20 protein-coding genes and 1 pseudogene are annotated in these 23275 nt (G+C 70.9%); 16 read left to right on the top strand and 5 right to left on the bottom strand.

Features of this window, described 5'->3' with window-relative positions; genetic code table 11:
• Positions 1 to 85 precede the first annotated feature (85 nt).
• The 5 genes from eccCa to R2K23_RS17785 all read left to right on the top strand — a co-directional run bounded on the left by eccCa (position 86) and on the right by R2K23_RS17785 (position 6670).
• Entirely contained in the window at positions 86 to 3736 is a 3651-nt protein-coding gene (gene eccCa, locus R2K23_RS17805) for a type VII secretion protein EccCa (RefSeq protein WP_316510880.1), read from the top strand.
• Positions 3733 to 4875 carry a type VII secretion-associated protein gene (locus R2K23_RS17800; RefSeq protein WP_316510879.1) on the top strand — a complete coding sequence of 381 codons (1143 nt, stop codon included), beginning with the start codon at positions 3733 to 3735 and terminating at the stop codon, positions 4873 to 4875. Before eccCa ends, R2K23_RS17800 begins: the two co-directional genes overlap by 4 nt.
• Before the next feature lie 77 nt (positions 4876 to 4952).
• Entirely contained in the window at positions 4953 to 5273 is a 321-nt protein-coding gene (locus R2K23_RS17795) for a WXG100 family type VII secretion target (protein ID WP_316510878.1), read from the top strand.
• An 8-nt stretch (positions 5274 to 5281) separates the two neighbouring features.
• Positions 5282 to 5578 (top strand): WXG100 family type VII secretion target, encoded by a 297-nt coding sequence (locus tag R2K23_RS17790; RefSeq protein WP_316510877.1) that lies wholly within the window; start codon positions 5282 to 5284, stop codon positions 5576 to 5578.
• Positions 5579 to 5746: 168 nt separating this feature from the next.
• On the top strand, positions 5747 to 6670 hold the full coding sequence (locus tag R2K23_RS17785; RefSeq protein WP_316510876.1) for an alpha/beta hydrolase: 924 nt from the start codon (positions 5747 to 5749) through the stop codon (positions 6668 to 6670).
• On the opposite strand, the gene R2K23_RS17780 is transcribed toward R2K23_RS17785, so the two are convergent.
• Positions 6636 to 7232 carry a TetR/AcrR family transcriptional regulator gene (locus R2K23_RS17780; protein WP_316510875.1) on the bottom strand — a complete coding sequence of 199 codons (597 nt, stop codon included), beginning with the start codon at positions 7230 to 7232 and terminating at the stop codon, positions 6636 to 6638. The genes R2K23_RS17785 and R2K23_RS17780 overlap by 35 nt on opposite strands.
• A 126-nt stretch (positions 7233 to 7358) precedes the next feature.
• Between R2K23_RS17780 and adh the strand changes: the two genes are divergently transcribed.
• From adh to R2K23_RS17740, 8 genes are all read left to right on the top strand, one after another.
• Positions 7359 to 8882: an aldehyde dehydrogenase gene (adh, locus tag R2K23_RS17775; protein WP_316510874.1), complete on the top strand. Its 1524-nt coding sequence runs from the start codon at positions 7359 to 7361 to the stop codon at positions 8880 to 8882.
• A 33-nt stretch (positions 8883 to 8915) separates the two neighbouring features.
• A complete protein-coding gene (locus tag R2K23_RS17770) occupies positions 8916 to 10343 on the top strand; it encodes an ethanolamine ammonia-lyase subunit EutB (protein ID WP_316510873.1) in 1428 nt (475 codons plus the stop codon).
• Positions 10340 to 11122, top strand: a complete 783-nt coding sequence (gene eutC, locus R2K23_RS17765; protein ID WP_316510872.1) for an ethanolamine ammonia-lyase subunit EutC — start codon at positions 10340 to 10342, stop codon at positions 11120 to 11122. The genes R2K23_RS17770 and eutC overlap by 4 nt, the downstream gene beginning before the upstream one ends.
• Before the next feature lie 212 nt (positions 11123 to 11334).
• Complete coding sequence (gene rplM / locus R2K23_RS17760) at positions 11335 to 11778, top strand: 50S ribosomal protein L13 (RefSeq protein WP_316510871.1); 444 nt, start codon at positions 11335 to 11337, stop codon at positions 11776 to 11778.
• A gap of 47 nt (positions 11779 to 11825) precedes the next feature.
• Positions 11826 to 12302 carry a 30S ribosomal protein S9 gene (rpsI, locus tag R2K23_RS17755; protein ID WP_396893630.1) on the top strand — a complete coding sequence of 159 codons (477 nt, stop codon included), beginning with the start codon at positions 11826 to 11828 and terminating at the stop codon, positions 12300 to 12302.
• A 131-nt stretch (positions 12303 to 12433) separates the two neighbouring features.
• Entirely contained in the window at positions 12434 to 13792 is a 1359-nt protein-coding gene (gene glmM / locus R2K23_RS17750) for a phosphoglucosamine mutase (protein ID WP_316510869.1), read from the top strand.
• A gap of 51 nt (positions 13793 to 13843) precedes the next feature.
• Positions 13844 to 14137, top strand: coding sequence for a type VII secretion target (locus R2K23_RS17745; RefSeq protein ID WP_316510868.1), 294 nt, complete (start codon positions 13844 to 13846; stop codon positions 14135 to 14137).
• Between the two features lie 4 nt (positions 14138 to 14141).
• Positions 14142 to 15473, top strand: coding sequence for a hypothetical protein (locus tag R2K23_RS17740; protein ID WP_316510867.1), 1332 nt, complete (start codon positions 14142 to 14144; stop codon positions 15471 to 15473).
• Here R2K23_RS17740 and R2K23_RS17735 read toward each other — a convergent pair whose 3' ends face one another.
• Positions 15474 to 16511 carry an LLM class F420-dependent oxidoreductase gene (locus R2K23_RS17735; protein ID WP_316510866.1) on the bottom strand — a complete coding sequence of 346 codons (1038 nt, stop codon included), beginning with the start codon at positions 16509 to 16511 and terminating at the stop codon, positions 15474 to 15476. It lies immediately after the preceding gene.
• A 199-nt stretch (positions 16512 to 16710) separates the two neighbouring features.
• On the opposite strand from R2K23_RS17735, the gene R2K23_RS17730 reads away from it, so the two are divergent.
• Positions 16711 to 17433: a DUF3298 domain-containing protein gene (locus R2K23_RS17730; protein ID WP_316510865.1), complete on the top strand. Its 723-nt coding sequence runs from the start codon at positions 16711 to 16713 to the stop codon at positions 17431 to 17433.
• On the opposite strand, the pseudogene R2K23_RS17725 reads toward R2K23_RS17730, so the two are convergent.
• The 3 genes and pseudogenes from R2K23_RS17725 to R2K23_RS17715 form a co-directional block, all read right to left on the bottom strand.
• A pseudogene (locus R2K23_RS17725) lies at positions 17423 to 18883 on the bottom strand (carotenoid oxygenase family protein). The gene R2K23_RS17730 and the pseudogene R2K23_RS17725 sit on opposite strands and share 11 nt — an antisense overlap.
• A 28-nt stretch (positions 18884 to 18911) precedes the next feature.
• A complete protein-coding gene (locus R2K23_RS17720; protein WP_316510864.1) occupies positions 18912 to 19328 on the bottom strand; it encodes a hypothetical protein in 417 nt (138 codons plus the stop codon).
• Positions 19329 to 19491: 163 nt separating this feature from the next.
• Positions 19492 to 20343 (bottom strand): dienelactone hydrolase family protein, encoded by an 852-nt coding sequence (locus R2K23_RS17715; protein ID WP_316510863.1) that lies wholly within the window; start codon positions 20341 to 20343, stop codon positions 19492 to 19494.
• 66 nt (positions 20344 to 20409) lie between these two features.
• On the opposite strand from R2K23_RS17715, the gene glmS reads away from it, so the two are divergent.
• Together glmS and R2K23_RS17705 are read left to right on the top strand one after the other, a co-directional pair.
• Complete coding sequence (gene glmS / locus R2K23_RS17710) at positions 20410 to 22278, top strand: glutamine--fructose-6-phosphate transaminase (isomerizing) (RefSeq protein ID WP_316510862.1); 1869 nt, start codon at positions 20410 to 20412, stop codon at positions 22276 to 22278.
• Positions 22279 to 23205 carry an alpha/beta fold hydrolase gene (locus tag R2K23_RS17705; RefSeq protein WP_316510861.1) on the top strand — a complete coding sequence of 309 codons (927 nt, stop codon included), beginning with the start codon at positions 22279 to 22281 and terminating at the stop codon, positions 23203 to 23205.
• Positions 23206 to 23275: the final 70 nt, after the last annotated feature.

Here is a 23275-nt window from a genome sequence, read left to right as displayed (position 1 = left end):
GAGGCTAAGGCGGCGCCGTCCGGTTCGTGCGCCGCCATCCACAGGTGAATTGCCGGGCCTCGCGGCGTTGCCTACCGTCCGGTGCGTGGTCGAGATCACCGTGTCCGAACCGCCCCCGGTGGCGCGGGACAGCCACGGCCGGGGGTGGAATCGCTGGCTGCCCATCCTGGGTCTGGTCGTCGGGGCGGGGGTCATGGTGGCCCTGGGTGCCGGCGGTGCGACGCTTCGGCACAGCCCGGCGCTGCTCGCCTTCCCGGTGCTCATGATCGTCTCGACGTTGGCCTCACTGGCCTACGGCCTCGGGGCGAACGGCGCCGCCAAACTCGACCGTGACCGCGACGACTACCTGGGCTACCTGGACCGATTGGCTGCGGAATTCGCCGAAGACGCTGCACGGCAACGGGGTCAGAGCCTGACGCGGCATCCCGACCACGATGGCCTCTGGGCCGCGGTGGGGGCACCCGCGATGTGGCGGTGTCGCACGGGTGACCCGGAGTTCGGCCGGGTCCGCATCGGTCTCGGCGAGGTGCCCTCCGATACCCGGCCGGTCCGCGGTCCCCGGGCCGGCGAAGCCCAGCCGGCCGAGGCCACCGACCCGGTCACCGAAACGGCACTGCAGAGTTTCCTCGACGCCCACGCCACGGTGCCGCGCCTGCCGGTGACCGTCGACCTGCTGGACGGCGGGGCGGTGGCCGTCCTCGGGGAACCGGCGGCGGCGCGGGCCCTGGTGCGCTCGATGACGTGTCAGTTGGCGGTGTCGCACCCGCCGTCCGACGTGATGATCGCCGTCGTGGCGGGACCCGCGGCGCGCCCGCACTGGGAGTGGGTGAAATGGTTGCCGCACAATCGACATCCCTCCCACACCACGGCCGCCGGCCCGCAGCCGATGTTCTGCACCGACCTCGCGGCAGCGGCCGGGGCGGCCGCCGGCCGCCGCCTGTTGGTCGTGCTGGACGACGCCGAACCGGGGCCGACGACCTCGGCGGCGACGAGTGTCCTCGCCGTCGGCGGGTTCGCACCCGCGGGTCTGCGGTTGTCCGTGACGTCGGGGGAGGTCACCGTCAGTGGTGACGAGGTGGCCTCGGTCACGGCTGCCCCGGACCTGATGCCCGCCGCCGCGGCCCTGGCCTGCGCCCGGCGGCTGACCCGACACCGGTGCGACGCCGGGCGCGGCGCCGAGACCGGCTGGGCACAGCTGATGGGAATCGACGAGCTTGACCCGGACACCCTGTGGCGCAGCGAGAATCGACGGCAGCTACGAATCCCGATCGGAACCACGCCGACCGGAGACGTCGTGGATCTCGACATCCGAGAGGCCGCCGCGGGCGGAATCGGGCCGCACGGCTTGTGCGTGGGCGCCACCGGCTCCGGCAAGTCCGAGCTGTTACGCACGGTGGCGTTGGGGATGATCGCGGGGCATCCGCCCGAGGAACTCAACCTCATCCTGGTCGATTTCAAGGGCGGCGCGACCTTCCTGGGCATGGACCGGGCGCGTCATGTCGCGGCCGTGATCACCAACCTCGCCGACGAGGCCTACCTGGTCGACCGCATGCAGGACGCCCTCACCGGTGAACTGCAGCGCCGCCAACAGGTCCTGCGGCAGGCCGGCAACCTCGGCGGTCTCGACGAGTACCGCCGGGCCCGCGACGGGGGACAGCCGCTGCCGCCGCTGCCCACGCTCCTGGTCATCGTCGACGAGTTCGCCGAATTGCTCAGCCAACACCCCGAATTCGTCGACGTGTTCGTCGCGATCGGCCGGCTCGGTCGGTCGCTGGGCATCCACCTCCTGCTCGCGAGCCAGCGCTTGGAGGAGGGGCGGCTGCGCGGCCTGGAGTCGCACCTGTCCTACCGCATCTGCTTGAAGACGCTGTCCGCGGGCGAGTCCCGCGCGGTGCTCGGCGTCGCCGACGCCTATGAGCTGCCCGCCGCGCCCGGCAGCGCGTACCTGAAGGCCGGTGCGGGAGCGCCGCTGCTGTTTCGCGCGGCGTCGGTCTCGGTGCCCGCACCGGCGACCGTCCCCGTCGCGGCGCCCGCGCCCAGCCGGGCCGTCGTCGAGTTCACCGCCGCGCCAATGCCGCTCGACGCCGCGCCACCTGCCCCGCCGCAGGCGGTCCTGCTCGACGCGGTGCTCGACGGCGTCGCCGACCGCGGCATCCCGGCGCACCCGGTGTGGCTGCCGCCGTTGCCGCACTCACCCACCCTGGACGCGCTGCTGGCCGAGGCGGACAGCGGCGATCTGCGGGTGCCGATCGGGCTGGCCGATCGGGTGTTCGAGCAACGTCGCGAACCCTGGCTGGTGGATCTTTCCGGGGCGGCGGGCAACGTCGCGGTGATCGGGGCCCCGCAGACCGGCAAGAGCGCGGCCCTGCGGACACTGGCGTTGGCGCTGGCCGCCACGCACACCCCGGAACGAATCCAGCTGTACTGCATCGACTTCGGCGGCGGTGGCCTGGGATCGCTGCGCGGGTTGCCGCACGTGGGTTCGGTGGCGGTCCGGCGCGACGCCGAGCTCGCGCGGCGGATGGTCACCGACCTGACCGCGCTGCTGCGCCGACGCGAAACCCTGTTCGTCCGGCACGGTCTCGATTCGATTGCCGAGTATCGACGGCGCCGGGCATCGGACCCGGCGGGAGTTGACGACGCGTTCGGCGACGTGTTCCTGATGGTCGACGGCTGGGCGGCGGTGCGCCAGGAGGATGACGACCTGGAATCGGCGATCACGCGCCTTGCCGCGGAGGGGCTATCGCTGGGTGTGCACGTGGTGCTGGCGGCGTCCCGCTGGGCCGATCTGCGGCCCGCCCTGCGGGATCAGATCGGGACCCGCATCGAGCTGCGACTGGCCGACCCCATCGACTCCGAGGTCGACCGCCGGGCCGCGCGCAACGTGCCGCCGAACCGGCCGGGCCGCGGGTTGACGCCGGACGGTCAACCGTTGACGCTGGCCCTGCCGCGCCTCGACGGGGTGCCCACCGCTGCCGGGCTGGCCGAGGCGACCACGGCGGCCGGGGACGTATTGGCGGCCCGCCACCCCGACCGGCGGGCCCCGCAGACCAGGGTGCTGCCGCTGTCCGTCGACCGGGCCGCGCTGCCGGGCGCATCCGGACCCGGCCGGCGGGTCGTGATCGGACTTGACGAGGCCGAACTCCGGCCCGTCGTACTGGATTTCGACGTGCAACCGCATCTGTTGATCCTCGGAGACCGCGGCTGCGGCAAGACCGCGACGCTGCACCTCATCGGCGACCAGATCGACGGCCGCGACCGGGTGATCGTGGTGGATCCGCGCCGGACGATGCCGTCGATGGCCGACGCAACACACCTCGCCGGCGGCCCCGCTCTGGCCGAGCTCGTCGAGGACCTGCTCCCGCAGCTGCGGGACCGCGCCACCGCGCACCCGCCGGCGCGGCGGGTGTTCCTCCTGATCGACGACGCCGATCTGGCCCTGGCGGGCGCGGACGTCGCGCTCACCCGGCTCGCCGAGTTCCTGCCGATGGCCCGGGACATCGGCCTGCACCTGGTGATCGCGCGGCCGGCCGCGGGGGCCGCGCGGGCCCTGTACGAGCCCTTCCTCGCCGCGGTCCGCCACGGCGACGCCATGGGTCTGCAGCTGAGCGCGGGCTCCGCCGAGGGGCCGCTGCTGGGCGCGGCCCGGCCCGTGCCGTTGCCGCCCGGGCGCGGTGTGCTGAGCACGCGGGCCGCGGGCGACCAACTGATCCAAGTCGCCTGGAGCGCACCGTGACCCGGGTGGCGGTGTGTGAACTGGGGCCGGTGGCGGTGCGGCGGCTGGACCCGGAGCCGATGGTCGTCGACCCGGTCCTGGCCGCCGCGGCGTTGCAGGCCGGCGACGACCCGATGACCGTGGTGGGCGACCGGGCCGTGCGCACCGCGGCGGTGTGGCGGCAGATCCTCGCAACGCTGCTCGGCGACGCGACCGAGGCGTGGTTGATCCACCCGAGCTGGTGGCCGGTGACCCGGCCGGCCATGGTGGCCGAGCTGGCCGCCGCGGTCGTCGGCGAGGTGACCACCCGCCCGCGGGCCGACGGGATCGAGCCGGGGTCGATGCTCGTCGAGATCGCACCGCAGCTGGTACTCGTGGCCGGCGGCGAGGGCGGGCTGCGCGCCGAGTCGCGCGCGGGGCCCCCGGACGAGCTGGCGGCACGGGTCACCGAGACGGCGCTCGCCGAGGGGCCACGGCGGGTCGCGCTCGACGCCCCGGCCGACGTGCCCGGGGCGGCGGCGCTCGGGGACCTGATCACCGCGCGGCTGCGGGCGGCCGGCGCCACCGTGTCCCGGGTGGACCCGCGACGGTGGGCCGACTCGGACGAACCGGTCGTCCCGGCCGCGCGGCGGGCAAGGCCGCGCCTGCGTTGGGCGGCGGCACTCGGTCTGGGGACGGTGCTGGCCGGTACCGCCTGGCTGACGGTCTCGGGCGCCGGCCCCGAAGCTGCGCCGACGGTGGCCCTCGTGGAGGGCCGGATCAGCGCCGACATCCCGGACGGTTGGTCGGTGCGCCGGGTCACCGGGGGCCCCGGCTCGGCGCGGCTGGAGGTGGCAGCCCCCGGGGAATACGGTGCGGTACTGCACATCACGCAGGCGGTCGTGCCCGACGGCGACCTGTCGAGCGTGGCTGCCACGCTGCGCGCGGCGCTCCGGGAGCAGCCGCCCGGCGTTTTCGTCGACTTCAACCCGACCGATCGGCGCGCGGCGCGACCCGCGATCACCTACCGCGAGGTCCGCCCGGGCGGCGACATCGAGTGGACGGTGCTCGTGGACGACGGCATCCGGGTGGGCGTCGGCTGTCAGGGTCCGCCGGAGGCGGCCCGGCAACTGCGGATCGCCTGCGACGCGGCGATCGGATCGGCACGCCGAATTCGATGAACACCGGAACCGAATTCAACCCGGCACCGTCCAACAAGCATGGAACCGAAGAGATCCACCGACACCCAGGGGAGCAGATGACCACACCACACGACGGGCTGGCCACCGATTTCGAGCTGATGGCCAGGGTGGCCGCCCTCACCGACTCGCGCAGCGCCGAGGTGCGTGCGCTGCTGCATTCCTTCCTCGGCCGGTTGACCGCGGTGCCGCCGTCGGTCTGGAGCGGCAGCGCCGCCACCGTGTTCCGCGACGTGATGCAGCGCTGGAACGCCGAATCGGTGCGGCTGTGCACCGCCTTGGACGCCATCGCCGAGACCATCCGGACCAACGAACGCGCGCTGCGCGCGGCCGCCGAACGGCACGCGCGGCAGGTCGGCGCCAGCGCGGTCGAGCTCTGAGCGCCGCCATGGACCCCATGCTGTCCTACCGCTTCGGCGAGATCGACGCGCTGGTGCGCCAGGAGATCCACACCACCGCGGCCCGGCTCAACACGGTGCTCGACGACCTCAAGGCGCAGATCGCACCCCTGCAGGAGCTCTGGACCCGGGAGGCGGCCACGGCCTACCGCGGTGAGCAGCTGCGGTGGCACCAGGCCGCGATCGCGCTCAACGAGATGCTGATCCGGCTGGGGCATGCGGTGGCCGACGGCGCCACCGACCTCGCCGAGACCGACCGGCACGCGGCCAACACCTGGTACCGCTAGCGCCACCCCGAACCCTGTGCGGTCCCGTCGGGAGGAGAGCCCGGCGGGGCCGCACAGACGCCCCTGGGACCAAAGCTGAGCAGGTCCCCGGCGCAGGGTGCTGAGCTGCGAAGACAACGCGTCGGAAGGCGAGTTGTGCAACCCCGGCGCAGCCCGCAGGCTCGAGGCATGGACATCGACCGATACGCCGCGTTCCTGCCCGCCGAGCACCGCCACGGCGACGTGCCGCTGGAGCCCACCTGGATGCCGTGGCGCGGCCGGCGCATCCACATCGGCCGCGCGCGCGACGCGTCGGCGCCGGTGCGGATGATCGTGGTGCACGGCGGCGGCGGGTACTCCGGCGCGCTGTGGCCGCTGGCGCGGCTGGCGGCCGCCGAAGGCCTCGAGGTGCTCTCGCCGGACATGCCGCTCTACGGCGACACCGAGGAACCGGCGCCGGGCGCGGTCCGCTACGACGACTGGATCGACCTGCTGTGCGACATCGTCACCACCGAGCGCCGCCACGACGACCGCCCGCTCGTGCTGTTCGGCGCCAGCATGGGCGGAATGATGGCCTACGAGGCCGCGGCCCGGACCCGCGACGTCGCGGCGGTGCTGGCGACCTGCCTGCTGGATCTCTCGGACCCGGCCGCGCTGACGGCCGCGTCGCGGCTGAAGCTGAACGGCCGCCTCAGCGCCGCCGCGCTGCGCCTGGCCGGCACCACCATGGGATCGGTGCGCGTTCCGATCCGCTGGATCGCCGACATGTCGGCGATGAGCGGTGACCCCGCGCTGTCGCGGTTGTGCGCCGCCGATCCGAAGGGCGGCGGGGTCAAGGTGCCGCTCGGGTTCCTGTCGAGCTGGCTGGATTACCCGCACACCGCCCCCGAACAGTACCGGGGCGCGCCCGTCACGCTGGTGCACCCGGCCGCCGATGCCTGGACGCCGCCGGAGCGCAGTATCGGCTTCCTGCAACGGATCTCGGCGCCCACTCGCACCGTGCTGCTGGACAACTGCGGGCACTACCCGATCGAGGAGCCGGGCCTGACGCAACTCGGGGAGGTGGTCCGCGAGACCGTCACGGCGGTGGCGGAGCAAACCGATCGACGATGAGCTTCAGCTGCGCGGCGGCGTCCGGGCCGTAACCGTGCCGGGGTAGCACCCGGTGCACCTGCGCGTCGACGGCGTGCACGATGGTCCGGGCGGTCAGCTCGGGGTCCTCGCCGCCGCGGTGACACCGCTTGAGGTGGTAGGCCACCTCGGCGACGATCCGGTCCTCGAAGGCCGCCAACTCCGCGAGGTCCGCGGCGGCGGTGGCGACCCGGTGCAGCAGCGCATGCAACCGGGGGCGGTCCCGGTGCAGCTCCACCACCAGTTCGAGCACCTCGGCCATGGCGTCGTCGAATGGCGGCTGGTCGCGGCGCAGCCGGTCGAACACCTCGGTCAGACGGTCCTCCGCGGCGCGCACATGCCGACCGGCCACCGCGCGCAGCATGGCGTGCTTGTCGGGGAAGTACTGGTACAGCGTGCCCACCGAGACGCCCGCGCGCTCGGCGATGCGGTTGGTGGTGGCCGAGATTCCCTCGCGGGAGAACACCTGGGCCGCCGCCTCGAGCAGGATGTCGAGGGTTTCGCGCGAGCGCGCCTGCCGGGGCTTTCGGCGGGAGGTACCCATGACGCCATTGTGACGCCTCCGGTGGAATCCGGCCGCGTCGTCGAAGTGATTGCGGGCGACGCCCGAGTCCGACAAGCTGGACCCAACGCCGGAATCCGACCCCGTTCGCCGACCAGGAGGTTCACCATGACCGTTTACGCACACCCCGGCGCCGAGGGCGCGGTGATGTCGTTCGAGGCCCGCTACGACAACTACATCGGCGGCCAGTGGGTGGCGCCGGTGGCGGGCAAGTACTTCGAGAACCCCACCCCGGTCACCGGCGAGGTGTTCTGCGAGGTGGCGCGCTCCGAGGCGGCCGACATCGACAAGGCGCTGGACGCGGCGCACGCCGCGGCGCCGGCCTGGGGCAAGACCTCGCCCGCCGAGCGGGCGCTGATCCTGAACCGGATCGCGGACCGCATCGAGGAAAACCTGGAGACCATCGCGGTCGCCGAATCCTGGGACAACGGCAAGCCCGTGCGCGAGACGCTGAACGCCGACATCCCGCTGGCCGTCGATCATTTCCGGTACTTCGCCGGCGCCATCCGGGCCCAGGAGGGCGCGCTGTCGCAGATCGACGACGACACGGTTGCCTACCACTTCCACGAGCCGCTCGGCGTCGTCGGCCAGATCATCCCGTGGAACTTCCCGATCCTGATGGCGGTGTGGAAGCTGGCCCCGGCGCTGGCCGCGGGCAACGCCGTGGTGCTCAAGCCGGCCGAGCAGACGCCGGCCTCGATCCTGTACCTGATGTCGCTGATCGGTGATCTGCTGCCCGACGGTGTGGTCAACGTGGTCAACGGATTCGGCGTGGAGGCGGGCAAGCCGCTGGCCTCGAGCAACCGGATCGCGAAGATCGCGTTCACCGGTGAGACCACCACCGGCCGGCTGATCATGCAGTACGCCAGCCAGAACCTGATCCCGGTGACGCTGGAGCTGGGCGGCAAGAGCCCCAACATCTTCTTCAGCGACGTCCTCGCCGCCGCCGACGACTATCAGGACAAGGCGCTCGAGGGCTTCACGATGTTCGCCCTGAACCAGGGCGAGGTCTGCACCTGCCCGTCGCGCTCGCTGATCCAGGCCGACATCTACGACGACTTCCTGGCGCTGGCCGCCGTGCGCACCAAGGCGGTGCGCCAGGGGGACCCGTTGGACACCGAGACCATGATCGGGGCGCAGGCCTCCAACGACCAGTTGGAGAAGATCCTGTCCTACATCGAGATCGGCAAGAGCGAGGGCGCGGCGGTGCTGACCGGCGGCGAACGCGCCGAACTCGGCGGCGCCCTGAGCGGCGGCTACTACGTGGCGCCGACCATCTTCACCGGCAACAACAAGATGCGGATCTTTCAGGAGGAGATCTTCGGTCCCGTCGTCGCGGTGACGTCGTTCTCCGATTACGACGAGGCCATCGCGATCGCCAACGACACCCTGTACGGCCTGGGGGCCGGTGTGTGGAGCCGCAACGGCAACACCGCCTACCGCGCCGGGCGGGACATCAAGGCCGGCCGGGTGTGGACCAACTGCTACCACCAATACCCCGCGCACGCCGCCTTCGGCGGCTACAAGCAGTCCGGCATCGGCCGGGAGAACCACCGGATGATGCTCGACCACTACCAGCAGACCAAGAACCTGCTGGTCAGCTACAGCAACAAGGCCCAGGGATTCTTCTGATCCGCCCGGCTGCGACGCCGGAGGTGAGCTGAGGTGAGGTTCCACCAGCAGGTGGCGGGGGTCAACTACGCCTTCGACGGCGTGGTCGAGGTCCTGGCCAAGGCCACCCCGATGCGGTCGGGGGACCAGTTGGCCGGGTGTGCAGCCGAGCACGACGCCGAGCGCGCCGCCGCGGCCTGGGTGCTCGCCGACCTGCCTCTGGACACCTTTCTGAACCACGTGGTGGTGCCGTACGAAACCGACGAGGTGACCCGGCTCATCATCGATGGCCACGACCGCCACGCGTTCGCGCCCATCTCGCATCTGACGGTCGGCGGGTTTCGGGATTGGTTGCTGGACAGCATCTCTCGCGACGACGGGGCGCGGCGGATCGCCGCGGTGGTCCCCGGCCTGACGCCCGAGATGGTGGCGGCGACCTCGAAGCTGATGCGCAATCAGGACCTGATCGCCGTGGCCGCGGGGCTGCGGGTGTCCGCGGCGTTCCGCAGCACCATCGGCGTGCCCGGAACCCTGGCCACCCGCCTGCAACCCAATCATCCGACCGACGACCCGCGCGGCATCGCGGCCGCGGTGCTCGACGGGCTGCTGCTGGGCTGCGGCGACGCCGTCATCGGCGTCAACCCGGCCACCGACTCGCCGCACGCCACCCGCGAGCTGCTGGGTGTGCTCGACGCCATCCGGGACCGCTACGCGATCCCGGTGCAGTCCTGCGTGCTGTCGCACATCACGACGACCATCGGCCTGATCGAACAGGGCGCGCCCGTCGACCTGGTGTTCCAGTCGGTCGCGGGGACCGAGGGCGCCAACCGGGCCTTCGGCGTGGACCTCGCGCTGCTGCGGGAGGGCAACGCGGCGGCGCGGTCGCTGCGGCGCGGCACGGTCGGCGACAACGTCATGTACCTGGAGACGGGGCAGGGGTCGGCGCTCAGTGCGGGCGCCCACCTGGGGGTGGACGGCAAGCCGGTGGACCAGCAGACCCTGGAGGCCCGCGCGTACGCGGTGGCGCGGGAGCTGGAGCCGCTGCTGATCAACACCGTGGTCGGATTCATCGGCCCGGAGTACCTCTATGACGGCAAGCAGATCATCCGGGCGGGCCTGGAGGATCATTTCTGCGGCAAGCTGCTGGGCCTGCCGATGGGGGTGGATGTCTGCTACACCAACCACGCCGAAGCCGACCAGAACGACATGGACACCCTGCTGACGTTGCTGGCCGCCGCCGGCGTCGCGTTCGTGATCACGGTGCCCGGCGCCGACGACGTTATGCTCGGCTATCAGAGCCTGTCGTTCCACGACGCATTGACGACGCGGCGGACGCTCGGTCTGCGGCCCGCCCCGGAGTTCGAGGCATGGCTGCAGACCGTGGGCATGCTCGACGACTCCGGCCGCCTCACCCCATTCGACGCGCGGCGCTCCCCGCTGCGGGCCCTGGCCGCGCCCGGTCCCGGGACGGAGCCCGCGTGAGCACCGAAGATGTTGCCGTCCAAGAGTTCTGGGATGAACTGCGCAAGAGCACCCGCGCCCGGATCGGCCTGGGCCGGGCGGGCACGGCGCTGTCCACCCAGGCCGTGCTGGAGCTGGCCGCCGCGCATGCCGCCGCGCGCGATGCCGTCCACCTGCCGCTCGACGTCGACCGACTGGTCACCGACGTGCGCGAGCGCGGTCTCGGCGAGCCCACCGTGGTCACCAGCCGGGCGACCTCCCGCGCGGAGTATCTGCGCCGCCCCGATCTGGGCCGGCTTCCGGCGGCGGCGACCTCGGTGCCGACGGGTCGCCACGACGTCGGCATCGTGCTCGCCGACGGGTTGTCGCCGCTGGCGCTGGCCCGGCACGGCGCGCCGTTGCTGGGTGCCCTGGCGGCCGAGTTGGGCGACCGGTACACCCTGGCGCCGCCGGTGATCGCGACTCAGGCGCGCGTCGGCCTCGGCGACCACATCGGCGAACGGGCAGGGTTCGACACCGTGCTCGTCGTCATCGGCGAGCGGCCCGGCCTGAGCTTCGCCGACAGCCTGGGGATCTACCTGACCCACCGGCCGCGACCGGGCCGGACCGACGCGGAACGCAACTGCGTCTCCAATATCCATCCGCCGGACGGGCTCGGCTATGTGGAGGCCGCGCGGATCACCGCCGGGCTGCTCGTCGGGGTGCTGGCACTGGGCCGCTCCGGGATCGAGGTCAAGGACACGTCGCGCGGGGGCCTGGAGCCGGGCGACGCGGGCGCCGGCGCGTTGTCGGGAGGCTGACCGGGGCCGCAAGGCGACCTGAAGGGGCATTTTGACCTGCATCGACGTCGACCGGTAAGCTCCCCCGTTGGTGTGCAACCGCCCCGGTGGGGCGCAGAACCCGGGTCAATGTCGGTCGCCGGTCTTCATGAGTTTGCACATTGACCGGCGCCCGGTTCATTCCGGGATCCACCGCCCGGGCCTCCCGCCCGGATAACCGAGAGGTAAGCGCTGTGCCTACGTACACGCCCAAGGCGGGTGACACCACGCGTCAGTGGTACGTCATCGACGCCACGGATGTGGTGCTCGGCCGCCTTGCCGTTGCAGCAGCCACCCTGCTGCGCGGCAAGCACAAGCCGACGTTCACGCCCAATGTCGACGGCGGTGACTTCGTCATCGTCATCAACGCCGACAAGGTCGCCATCAGCGGCGACAAGCTGCAGAAGAAGTTCGCTTACCGGCACTCGGGTTATCCCGGCGGCCTGCGTAAGCGCAGCATCGGCCAGCTGATGGAGAAGCACCCGACCCGCGTGGTCGAGAACGCCATCCTCGGCATGCTGCCGCACACCAAGCTGGGTCGGCAGATTCAGAAGAAGCTGAAGGTCTACGCGGGCCCGGATCATCCGCACGCCGCGCAGCAGCCGATCGCATACGAGATCAAGCAGGTGAGCCAGTGAGCGAGACCGACGTGACCGAAGAAGTCACCGAGACCACCGAGGCCCCCGTGGCCACCGAGGCGCCGGTCGAGGCCGCCGGGGAGAGCTACGACCCGGCCGCCACCGAGGATGCCGCCCCGCGCGAGCCCGTTTACATCGACCGTCCCATCCAGACCGTCGGCCGCCGCAAGCAGGCCGTGGTGCGGGTGCGTCTGGTGCCGGGTACCGGCAAGTTCTTCCTGGACGGCCGCAGCCTGGAGGAGTACTTCCCGAACAAGGTGCACCAGCAGCTGATCAAGGCGCCGCTGGTGACCGTGGATCGGTTGGAGAGCTTCGACGTCTACGCCCACCTCGACGGTGGCGGACCCTCGGGTCAGGCCGGCGCGCTGCGCCTGGCCATCGCCCGTGCGCTCATCCTGGTGACCCCCGAGGACCGTCCCGCCCTGAAGAAGGCCGGCTTCCTCACCCGCGACCCGCGTGCCATCGAGCGTAAGAAGTACGGCCTCAAGAAGGCCCGTAAGGCTCCTCAGTACAGCAAGCGCTGATACTGCGAGCAGGTCACTTTCTGGTCGCGAGCGTGCGTCGTTCCGCCGTTGTGGCGGCGTGTCGCACCGCGGACACGCACGCTCGCGCCTGAAAGTGGGAAACCGACCATCAAACCGGGAGGTTTGTCTGTATGGGTCGACTGTTCGGCACCGACGGCGTTCGTGGCCTGGCCAACCGCGAGCTGACTCCTGAACTGGCCCTGGCCCTCGGCTCGGCCGCCGCTCGCCACCTGGCTCGGTCTGGCCCGGCGCGCCGCCGCGTCGCGCTGGTCGGACGCGACCCCCGGGCCAGCGGGGAAATGCTCGAGGCCGCGGTCGTGGCCGGACTGACCAGCGAAGGTGTCGACGCCCTTCGGGTCGGTGTGCTGCCCACCCCGGCGATCGCCTATCTGGCCGGCGCCTACGACGCCGATTTCGGCGTGATGATCTCCGCCTCGCACAACCCCATGCCGGACAACGGCATCAAGATCTTCGGCCCCGGCGGCCACAAACTCGACGACGCCACCGAGGACCAGATCGAGGCGCTGGTCGGCGGCGACACGTCGGCGCGCAGCGCAGCAGGCACCGCCCGCCCGGTCGGCGCCGACATCGGACGGACGGTCCTCGCCGAGGACGCCCTCGACCGCTACCTGCGGCACGTGAGCAAGGCGGCCACGACCCGGCTCGAGGGCCTGACCGTGGTGGTGGACTGCGCGCACGGCGCCGCGTCGGCGGCCGCGCCGCAGGCCTACCGCGCCGCGGGTGCGGAGGTGGTGGCGATCCACGCCGAGCCCAACGGCCTCAACATCAACGACAACTGCGGTTCCACGCACCTCGACGCGGTCCGCGACGCGGTCCGCGCGCACGGCGCCGACCTCGGACTGGCGCACGACGGCGACGCCGACCGGTGTCTGGCGGTCGACGCGTCCGGCGCGGTGATCGACGGCGACGCCATCATGGTGGTGCTGGCCCTGGCGATGCGGGAGGCCGACGAACTGGCCGCCGACACGCTGGTGACCACCGTGATGAGCAATCTCGGTCTGCATCTGGCGATGCGCGAGGCCGGAATCTCGGTGCGCACCACCGCCGTCGGGGACCGTTACGTGCTCGAGGAACTGCGCGCCGGTGAGTTCACGCTCGGCGGCGAACAGTCCGGACACATCGTGCTGCCGGCGTTCGGCACCACCGGCGACGGGATCGTCACGGGCCTGCGGCTGATGTCGCGGATGGCCCAGACCGGACGTTCCCTGGCCGAGCTCGCGGCGGCCATGCGCTCGCTGCCACAGGTGCTGATCAACGTCGCGGTGGCCGACAAGAAAACCGCGGTGGAGGCTTCGGCAGTCCAGGATGCGGTCCGCGAGGCCGAGGCCGAACTCGGTGACACCGGCCGAATCCTGTTGCGCCCCTCCGGGACCGAACAGTTGGTCCGGGTCATGGTGGAGGCCGCCGACGAGGACACCGCGCGCCTGGTGGCCGGCCGGGTGGCCGAACTGGTGAGCCAACAGTCGTAGTTCTTCGCGCCGCGGCGGAACCGATCCGGGGTCGGGGCCGTCTTAGTAGGCATGGGACGACACGAGGTTCGCGTCGATGCCGCTGAACTGCGGACGGTGGCCGAAGAATTCGAACGGATCGCCGAGACGGTGGGGCGGGTGGCGCGGCTGCCGCTGAGCTTCTCGGCCGCGGTCGCCGGCCGCGACCACGGCGCCGACGGGGATGCGGTACGCCGCGAACTGCAACGGCGCAACGCCGATCTCGCGCTCTGGTCGCGTGCGGCCGCCGAGATCGCCGTGGCCCTGCGGGCGGGCGCGGCCCGCTACACCGACTCCGACCGCGGCGCCGCCGCGCGGCTGGGCTGAGGCGATGACGGGGAACCACGACGTCGCGGCCCGGCTGGCCGACGCACACCTGGCGCTCGACGACTTCCAAACCTACGCTGCGGCCGCCCGGCCGCGATCCCACGCGGACCTCGAAACCTGGTACGGCGCCGAGCGGGGACTCGACCTGCAGCGGCTCGACGCCGACCGGGCCACGCTGGAGGCGGCGGCGCATTCGGCCACCGACGCCCTGGCGGCGGCCCGGCGCCAGCTCACGGCGCTGGCCGCGGCCTGGGACGGCCCCGGTGCCGCGGCGGCGGCGGGTTTCCTTCGGCGACACTGCGATTCGGCGGCGGTGTTGGTCGATTCGTTGCTGACGGCGGCCGCCGCGTGCACCGAGTTGCGCGACGAACTCTGGCGATCAGTGGATGCCAAGGTCACCGCGACGACGACGCTCGCCGAACGCGTGGGGGCACACCGCGAGACGTGGCTGTCGGCCGCGCAGCGGGTGCTGGCGGGCACGCCCGACGAGGCGGCCGCGGCCGTGGTCGCCGACCAGGTGGCGCCGTTCGTGGACACCGCGATCGGTGCCGAATGGCTGCGCGACATGCAGACCACCACCGACGCCGCCCGACGCGCCTACCGCGAGGCCGTCGCGCGGCTCGGCGAATGGCCCACGGCGCGGTTCGAGGTGCCGGGCGACCTGGGCCCCGCGTTCGTGGCGGAGGCCCCGCGGGGCCGGCCGCCGGAGGTGAGCCCGGGGTGGATGGCCGACGCCCCGCTGCTGCCGCCCTCGGGCCCCGAGAGCCCGCCCGGCCAGGCCAACGCGCCCCTCCCGGCGCCGGTGGCGACGCCGCCCGCCGGGGTCCCGCCACTTACGCCGCCGGACCTGAGCGCGGCCTCGGCAATACCGGGCCGTGTCGGCGAAGCGCTCGACGGACTGTTGGGCAGCCCGGGCACCCCGCCGCTGGGGCCGACAGGGCCGACCGAGCCGACGAAGCCGGTGGGCCTGCCCGGGCTGGAGCCCCCGACGCTCGACGGCCCCGAAGAACCGGAAGAGGTCACCGAAGACGAGGACGCCGAAGGGGAGGACGCCGAAGGGGAGGACGAAGCCGCCGAGGAGCAGGCCCCCGAGGAGCAGGCCCCCGAAGACCCCGGTCCCGACGCCGCGCCGGAGGGGCAACCACAACAGGACCCGCCCGAGATCACAGCCGGGACAACGGAACTCGACAGTGACTCACCGGCACCCGCGCGTGCCCCGGCCGCGGAGCCCGCCCCGGTGCCCGACTGCGGCGCTGCCGCGCCGGTCCCGTCGCCCCCATCGGCGGTGACCCCGTGCGAGATGGCGGCCGACGAACTCCCGCAGGTCGGCCAGTGATCAGCTGGTCAGGGCGACGAGGTCCTCGACGAAGCGCACCGATTCGCGCTCGTTGCCCAGCGGATGCACCAGCAAGGTGGTGACCCCGGACTCGGCGAAGGCCGCGATCCGCTCCTTGACGTAGCCGCGCGGGCCCACCAGCGAGATGCTGCGGACGAGCTCGTCAGGGACCGCGTTGACCGCCTCTTCCTTGCGGCCCGCCAGGAACAGATCCTGAATCCGATCGGCGGCCTCGCCGAAGCCGTAGCGGGTGGCCAGGCTGTGGTAGAAGTTCTTGCCGCGGGCGCCCATGCCGCCGAGGTAGAGCGCGAGCTGCGGCTTGGCCCAGGCCAACCGCTCCTCGACGTCGTCGCCGATCGCCAGGCTGGCCGAGACCATGACGTCCAGGTCGCCGAGGGCAGGGTCGCGCTTGGCGAATCCCGCGCGCAGCGCGTCGCCCCAGATCTCGTCGGCCTTCTCCGGCAGGTAGAACACCGGCTGCCAGCCCTCGGCGATCTCGGCGGTCAGCTGGACGTTCTGCGGTCCCAGCGCGGCGATGGTGATCGGAATGCGTTCGCGGACAGGATGGTTGATCAGCTGCAGCGGTTTGCCCAGACCGGTGCCGCGGTCGGCCGGCAGCGGCAGCTGGTAGTAGCGGCCGTCGTAGGTCACCTTCTCGCGGCGCCACACCTGTCGGCAGATCTCCACGACCTCCCGGGTGCGGCCCATCGGTGCGTCGAACGGCACGCCGTGGAAGCCCTCCACCACCTGCGGGCCGGAGGTGCCGATGCCCAGCCGGAACCGGCCATCGGAGACGTAGTCGACGCCGGCCGCGGACATCGCCAGCAGCGACGGCGTCCGAGTGTAGATGGGCACCACGCCCGACCCGAGCTCGATGGTGGAGGTCTTGGCGGCCAGGTAGCCGAGCTGGCTGATGGCGTCGAAGGAGTAGGCCTCAGGCACCAGTGCGATGTCGACGCCGAGCTTCTCGAACTCCACCACTTGCTCGGCTGCCTCGCGGAACCCGCCCGCATATCCCAGAAAGATGCCTGTGCGCATACCGTCAGTTCTATCACCAACCAGTTGGTTGGAGTCGTCGGCCCCCGCGAGGTCCGAAGATTGCGGCACGCAAATTGGCGCGGTGCCGCTATATTGAAATGGAAATAGGGTCGCCATGAGAGGCCGAGACAATAGCGGCAAGGTCGCCGAATATCTGTTGAAGAATTGTTTTCGGAGCTTGCCGGGCGGGAGTGAGATCATGAAGTTGCCGATTGCCGCCGCGCTCACGGTCCTGGGTGCGGTCGCCGTGGTTCCGGGCGCCGGGATCGCGATCGCCGAACCGGGCGCCCCGTGCGACGGTTTCCGCCCGGCCGGCGCCGCCATGACTGGAGTGAGTCCAGATCAGTTGGGCAACTGGACGGTTCGCTACGAACGGGTGGAGGGCGGGAACCCGGCGATCGCGGAGGCCATCAACGGGGTGATCGACGCGGAAGCCCGCGGCCAGGTGGCCACCTACGAACCGAGCGCCAGTAAGACCACGGAATGGACCCTGGATGTCGACGGCAAAATCATGAAGCGTCCGGTCACGATTTCGACGCTCTTCACCGGCGAATACAACTCCAATCTGGCGAATATGCCATTTCACGGCGTGGCGACCAGGGTGTTCGACTGCCGCAGCGGAATTCTAATCGACTGGGATAATCTATTTGTCGACAAAATGGCCGGGCTCACCCGGCTATCCGAGCAGACCGCCAAGATTCTGCCCACCGTGTACGCCCCGCCGTCGAACCCGGGGGTCTGGCAGTTCGGCAGCGAGATCGCCCCGGTCGACGCCAACTATCGCTACTGGGTTCCCACCGGCGAGGGAATCGAACTGCACTTTCCGGACTGGCAGTTCGGTCGGGGCCTGGCCGTGATCACCGTTCCGTGGGCACAGATCCGGGATCTGATTGCCCCGGAGTTCCAGGCGATCACCGGGTAGCAGCGGTCAGCGGCGGCTGGGCGACCCGCGGTGTGTAGCAGCCGTGAAAAGTCAGCGGCAGATGATGCTTCAGGGTGCCGGTGTACACCGGTCCGGCCTCGATGTCCTGGGCGTTGAAAACCGACAGGTTGGCGACGTTGGCCTCGCCGTCCAGGACCGGTCCCAACAGCCAGTCATCATCTTCGGCGGTGGCACCCGGGCGCTCGGCGAACACCACCTCGTGCGGCAAGAAGCCGGCCGGGAACCGGTAGACGGTTTCCTTGCCGGTCTCGTTGTCGACCTTGACCAGCCCGTTGGGCTAGACGTTGCCGTCGAGGCCGGCCGAGAAGTAGGTGTAACGGTTGGGCCGGGCCATGTACTTCACGTTGTACATCGGGAACTCGCCCTGCAGATGGGAGAACTCCTCGATGCGCACCGACCCCGCCGGCGAGATGCGAAGCCGGGTCGGTACCCCGCCGTACGGCATCGTCGAGGTCTCCAGTAGATCCTCGACGGACGACAGCTGGCCGTTGAGCTGTTCCCAGGTGGCGTGATAGTTGAGCAGATCGACCACAACGTCGTCACCGTCGTCGTAGGAGTTCGACAGATGCAGGTGCAGTAGTGGATCGGTGTGGATGATCCGGGTTTTGCCGCCGTCACGCGGGACCAGCGCGATCATCGTGCCCAGTGAGGCGTCGTGTTCGATGGCGTCGATGTAGTTGTTCAACCCCAATGCCGCCCCGAAGAACTTCTTCAGCGGGAACACCAGCGGTGGGATGACGAACACCAGGTACCGCTTGGTCAGGCCCACGTCGTGGTTGAACATCGGGCCGGGCAGCCGCACGCTGCCGAGCCGCTTCATCTTCCCGGCCCGGTCCACCCGGTAGCAGATCAGCTTCGGCACCGGTGCCATCGCCATGCCGAAGTTGAACATCTCACCGGTGTCCCAGTCCCACTTGGGATGTGCGGAGAAGGCGCCGAGCCATTTGAGCTCGCCGTCGAAGTCGTACTCGCCCTTGGTGCGCAGGGTGTCGGGATCCACCTGGGTGGGCCGCCCGCCCTCCCACAGCGCGAGCAGTTTACCGGCGTGCATCACCACGCCGGTGTTGGCGACGTTGGCCGGGAACCGCAGCGCGTTGGCCAGCACACCGCCCGGCCGCATGGTGCCTAGCGCGCGGTAGGGGGCCGCGTCGGAGATGATCGACTTCTGGTAGTGCTTGGTCTGGACGAACCGGTTGCGGAAGTGCACCGCGCCATCGGATATCGAGAACATCGACAGCATGCCGTCGCCGTCGAAGAGGTGGCCGAGCTTGGTGCCGCCGGCCTCCATCTTGCCCGGCCCGTTGCGGTAGACGGTGCCGCGCAGCTCCGCGGGCAGCGTGCCGCTGACCTCGTCGATGGTGTAGTCGTACTCGTCGTAAAGCGGGGTGTAGGCCTTGATGCTGCCGCCGTCGACACCGGGACTGCTCATTGGGTCACTCCAATCCTCTTGTTGATCATCATGCCCTGCGTACCCGCAGGGTGCAGGAAAGCTCGGGCAGGTGTGGATCGAACTCGAGCGGCATCGGGCCCTGGGCGTGAAATACCTTCTCGCAACTGGCCTTACAGCCCATCAGGCACGAATTGTCCTGGGTGGGGCTGGTTTTGGCCACCACATGCATGGCGCATTCCGGGATCTCGTACACGAGGGTGCCGTCGGGCTCTTCGCCGGTCCGATGTATCGGGCCGACCAGGAACGTCGACATGCTCACGCCCATGTCCATCACCGGCGCATACCAACGCTTCGGAACGATCTTCACGGCGTTGAAGGCCGGAAGCAGGAACCGAAGCCAGTGGCGCAACCGTCCGGCGATGGCGTCGGAGACGAGCTCCGACACTGATTCGAGGGGCAGATCGCGCTGCAATTCGCCGGTCACCCACTCCAGTTCGCGGACGAACTGTCCGTACTGGCGTTCCCAGGAGCTGCGCGGGCTTTCCAGCAGCCCGCGGCGGCGGCGCCACGGAAAGATCTACACCCAGCAGAACCTCGCGCCGGACGGCGAACCCCGGACCTGGGAGTCCATGCTGATCCCGGCCGGCTCAGACCCGCAGTAGGGCCACCACCCGCTCCTCGGCCGAGGCCGGGACCAACTCCGCCGGCAACTCGTCGGTGCCGGGCAGCAGGGTCTCCGGGTCGGCGAACTCCCGGTAGGTCTTGTCGCCGGTGAGCGCGAACAACAGGAACCCGGTGAGCAGCGCCCGCACCGATTTCTGGGTGCCGCGATCCGAGCCGCCGGCGCCGACGAACTTCGCCAACGTGCGCCCCTCGGCCAGGCCCGTGGATTCGGCCTTACTGACGATGTGCAGTGCGGAGTTGGGCCAGGCCCGCGCCAACTCCACCGCGTTGGACCGGAGGTCCGTGCCGTCGCGCGGCGCGGTGAACACCACCCCGGGTACCCGCAGGCCGGCCGCGGGCTCGGTGGCGTCGGGCTTGGTGACCGACGGGAAGATCGCCGCGACGGTCCGCGGGGGTGCGGGGGAGCCGGCCAGACCGGCGGCCGCGAAGATCGCCGCCGCCGCGCCGAAGCCGTGGCCGACCAGGCCGAGCTTGCCCGGATGCACGCTGATCTGCCCCGGCCCGAGGCGCACACCGGTGACGATGTCGAGGGTGGTGCCCAGGTCGAAGCCGAGGTTCAGCACCGAGGGGGCCAGGCCGCGCTCGGTGTCGGGTGCGGCGGCCACGATCCCCCAGGAGGCCAGGTGCTCCAGGGTCCCGGCGTAGCGGTCGGCTGCTGTGACCCAGTCGTGCCCGAAGGCCACCGCCGGCAGATTGAACCCGCTCTGCGGGGTGTAAACCAGCCCGGGCAGGCCGGCAAAGGCCAGGTCACCGCGCAGAACGCGGTGCGGACCACGCCGGCTCAGTTTCGACACGAGCTTCTTGATACTGGCCACCCGATGACGTTAACCCACATCCGCCGACAGGGGATCTTGCGGCGCTCTCCACTACCCTGATTACTCATGTGCGGAATCGTCGGTTATGTCGGGCATCGTCCTGCCCGGGAGATCGTGGTCGACGCGCTGCGCCGGATGGAATACCGAGGTTATGACTCCGCGGGCGTGGCGCTGCTGGACGGCAGCGGTCAGATGACCGTGCAGCGTCGGGCCGGGCGGCTGGCCAACCTCGAGCAGGCCCTGGCCGAGACCGACGCCGAGGCCCTGACCGGCGCCACCGGGATGGGGCACACCCGCTGGGCGACCCACGGCCGGCCCACCGACCGCAACGCCCACCCGCACCGCGACGCCGCCGGCAAGCTCGCCGTCGTCCACAACGGCATCATCGAGAACTTCGCCGGGCTGCGCGAGGAGTTGGAAGCCGACGGCGTGGAGTTCGCCAGCGACACCGACACCGAGGTCGCCGTGCACCTGGTGTCCCGGGCCTACAAGGACGGTGCCACCGCCGGCGACTTCGTGGGCTCGGTGTTCGCCGTGCTGGGCCGGCTCGAAGGGCACTTCACGCTGGTGTTCGCGCACGCCGACGAGCCCGGCACCATCGTGGCCGCGCGCCGGTCGACGCCGCTGGTCGTGGGCATCGGCGACGGGGAGATGTTCGTCGGCTCCGACGTCGCCGCGTTCATCGAGCACACCCGCAACGCCGTGGAACTCGGCCAGGACCAGGCCGTCGTGATCACCGCCGACGGCTACCGGATCACGGATTTCGCGGGCAACGACGACGCCGCGAACGCCCGCGAGTTCCGGATCGACTGGGATCTGTCGGCCGCCGAGAAGGGCGGCTACGAGTACTTCATGCTCAAGGAGATCGCCGAACAGCCGCAGGCGGTGGCCGACACCCTGCTGGGCCACTTCGTCGACGGCCGCATCGTGCTCGACGAGCAGCGGATGAGCGATCAGGAACTGCGCGAGGTCGACAAGGTCTTCATCGTCGCCTGCGGCACCGCCTACCACTCCGGGATGCTGGCCAAGTACGCCATCGAGCACTGGACCCGGCTGCCGGTGGAGGTGGAGCTGGCCAGCGAGTTCCGCTACCGCGACCCGGTCCTGGACCGCAGCACGCTGGTGATCGCCATCTCGCAGTCCGGCGAGACCGCGGACACGCTGGAGGCGGTGCGGCACGCCAAGGACCAGAAGGCCAAGGTGTTGGCCATCTGCAACACCAACGGCAGCCAGATCCCGCGGGAATGCGACGCGGTGCTCTACACCCGGGCCGGCCCGGAGATCGGCGTCGCATCCACCAAGACATTCCTGGCGCAGATCGCCGCGAACTACCTCGTCGGGCTGGCGCTGGCGCAGGCCCGCGGCACCAAGTACACCGACGAGGTGGCCCGCGAATATCACGAGCTGGAGGCCATGCCCGCCCTGGTCGCCGAGGTGCTCACCCGGATGGACGCGGTGGCCGACATCGCCGGCCGCTTCGCCGACTCGCCCACCGTGCTGTTCCTCGGCCGCCACGTCGGCTACCCGGTGGCCCTCGAAGGCGCGCTGAAGCTCAAGGAGCTGGCCTACATGCATGCCGAGGGCTTCGCCGCCGGCGAGCTCAAGCACGGCCCGATCGCGCTGATCGAGGACGGGCTGCCGGTGATCGTGGTGATGCCCTCCCCGAAGGGCACGGCGATGCTGCACTCCAAGCTGCTGTCGAACATCCGGGAGATCCAGGCCCGCGGCGCAGTGACCGTGGTGATCGCCGAGGAGGGCGACGAGACGGTGCGGCCCTACGCCGATCACCTGATCGAAATGCCCGCGGTGTCAACGCTTTTCCAGCCGTTACTGTCGACCATCCCGCTGCAGGTGTTCGCCGCCGCGGTGGCCCAGGCCCGCGGGTACGACGTGGACAAGCCCCGCAACCTGGCCAAGTCGGTCACAGTCGAATAAGTGCCTTCCGAGTTCGCGGTGCCCGCCGTCAACATCGGCGCTGACCGCGAGGTCGGCCACTTCCGCAGCGCGGCGGCGTTCGAGCGGTTCCTGGCCGTCTACCGGGCGGGGATGGCGCAACTGCCGCCGTTCACGTCCCACGACGTCGCGACGACGTTCGGCACCGTGCGCGCTTACCGATTCGGCGGGCCCGACCGCACCCCGGTGTTGTTGTTGCCGGGGCGCAACGCGTCCGCACCGATGTACGCCGCCAACCTTTCGCCGTTGCTCGCCCACCGCACCGTGTATGCCGTCGACCTGCTGGGCGAGGCGGGGCTCTCGGTGCAGCGACGGCGCCTCACCGGGGCCGAGGACCACGCGCAATGGCTCGATGAGGCCGTTTCCGGCCTCGGGCTGGATCGCGTTCACCTGCTCGGAGTGTCGATCGGAGGCTGGACGGCGACCAACACCGCGGTGCACCGCCCCGGCCGGATCGCGTCGGCGACCCTGCTGGATGCGGTGCTGACGTTCGACCGGCTGCCGATCAGGACGATCGTGGCCTCGGCGGCGATGGTGCTGCCGCGCATGCCCGAGGCGCTGCGCCGCCGGGCATTGCGCTGGATCTCCGGCGGTGCCGACCTCGAGGAGAGCGAGCCGGTGGCATCCCTGATTGCGGCGGGAGCGCGGGACTTCGTGCTGCGCACGCCGATGCCGCGCCAGATCTCCGACGACCAGCTGCGCGGACTGGCCGTCCCGGTGCTGGCCTTCATCGCCGGCCGCAGCGTGATGCTCGACGCGCGGCGTGCCGCTGCCAACGCCCGGAAGCTCTTGCCGTTGGGTCAGATCGAGCTGTGGCCGCAGGCCTCCCACGCCGTCAACGGTGAGTATCCCGATGAGATCGCGGCCCGCGCCGCGCTGTTCTGGAACGAGGCAGACGCGCGCCGGTGAGGCGACTCAGCGCTTGGACGTCGGTTGGTGGAGCACCAATTTCCGCCCGGCCCCGGGTGCCGTCCATCGA

This window comes from Mycolicibacterium sp. MU0050 (genome assembly GCF_963378085.1).
Classification (GTDB): domain Bacteria; phylum Actinomycetota; class Actinomycetes; order Mycobacteriales; family Mycobacteriaceae; genus Mycobacterium; species Mycobacterium wendilense.
This window is presented reverse-complemented; position numbering and strand designations above follow the sequence as displayed.

Coding starts and splice junctions, on each gene's coding strand:
- R2K23_RS17795 (WP_316510878.1), top strand. CDS start 4,953: ATGACCACACCACACGACGGGCTGGCCACCGATTTCGAGCTGATGGCC.
- R2K23_RS17790 (WP_316510877.1), top strand. CDS start 5,282: ATGGACCCCATGCTGTCCTACCGCTTCGGCGAGATCGACGCGCTGGTG.
- R2K23_RS17785 (WP_316510876.1), top strand. CDS start 5,747: ATGGACATCGACCGATACGCCGCGTTCCTGCCCGCCGAGCACCGCCAC.
- R2K23_RS17780 (WP_316510875.1), bottom strand. CDS start 7,232: ATGGGTACCTCCCGCCGAAAGCCCCGGCAGGCGCGCTCGCGCGAAACC.
- adh (WP_316510874.1), top strand. CDS start 7,359: ATGACCGTTTACGCACACCCCGGCGCCGAGGGCGCGGTGATGTCGTTC.
- glmM (WP_316510869.1), top strand. CDS start 12,434: ATGGGTCGACTGTTCGGCACCGACGGCGTTCGTGGCCTGGCCAACCGC.
- R2K23_RS17745 (WP_316510868.1), top strand. CDS start 13,844: ATGGGACGACACGAGGTTCGCGTCGATGCCGCTGAACTGCGGACGGTG.
- R2K23_RS17740 (WP_316510867.1), top strand. CDS start 14,142: ATGACGGGGAACCACGACGTCGCGGCCCGGCTGGCCGACGCACACCTG.
- R2K23_RS17735 (WP_316510866.1), bottom strand. CDS start 16,511: ATGCGCACAGGCATCTTTCTGGGATATGCGGGCGGGTTCCGCGAGGCA.
- R2K23_RS17730 (WP_316510865.1), top strand. CDS start 16,711: ATGAAGTTGCCGATTGCCGCCGCGCTCACGGTCCTGGGTGCGGTCGCC.
- glmS (WP_316510862.1), top strand. CDS start 20,410: ATGTGCGGAATCGTCGGTTATGTCGGGCATCGTCCTGCCCGGGAGATC.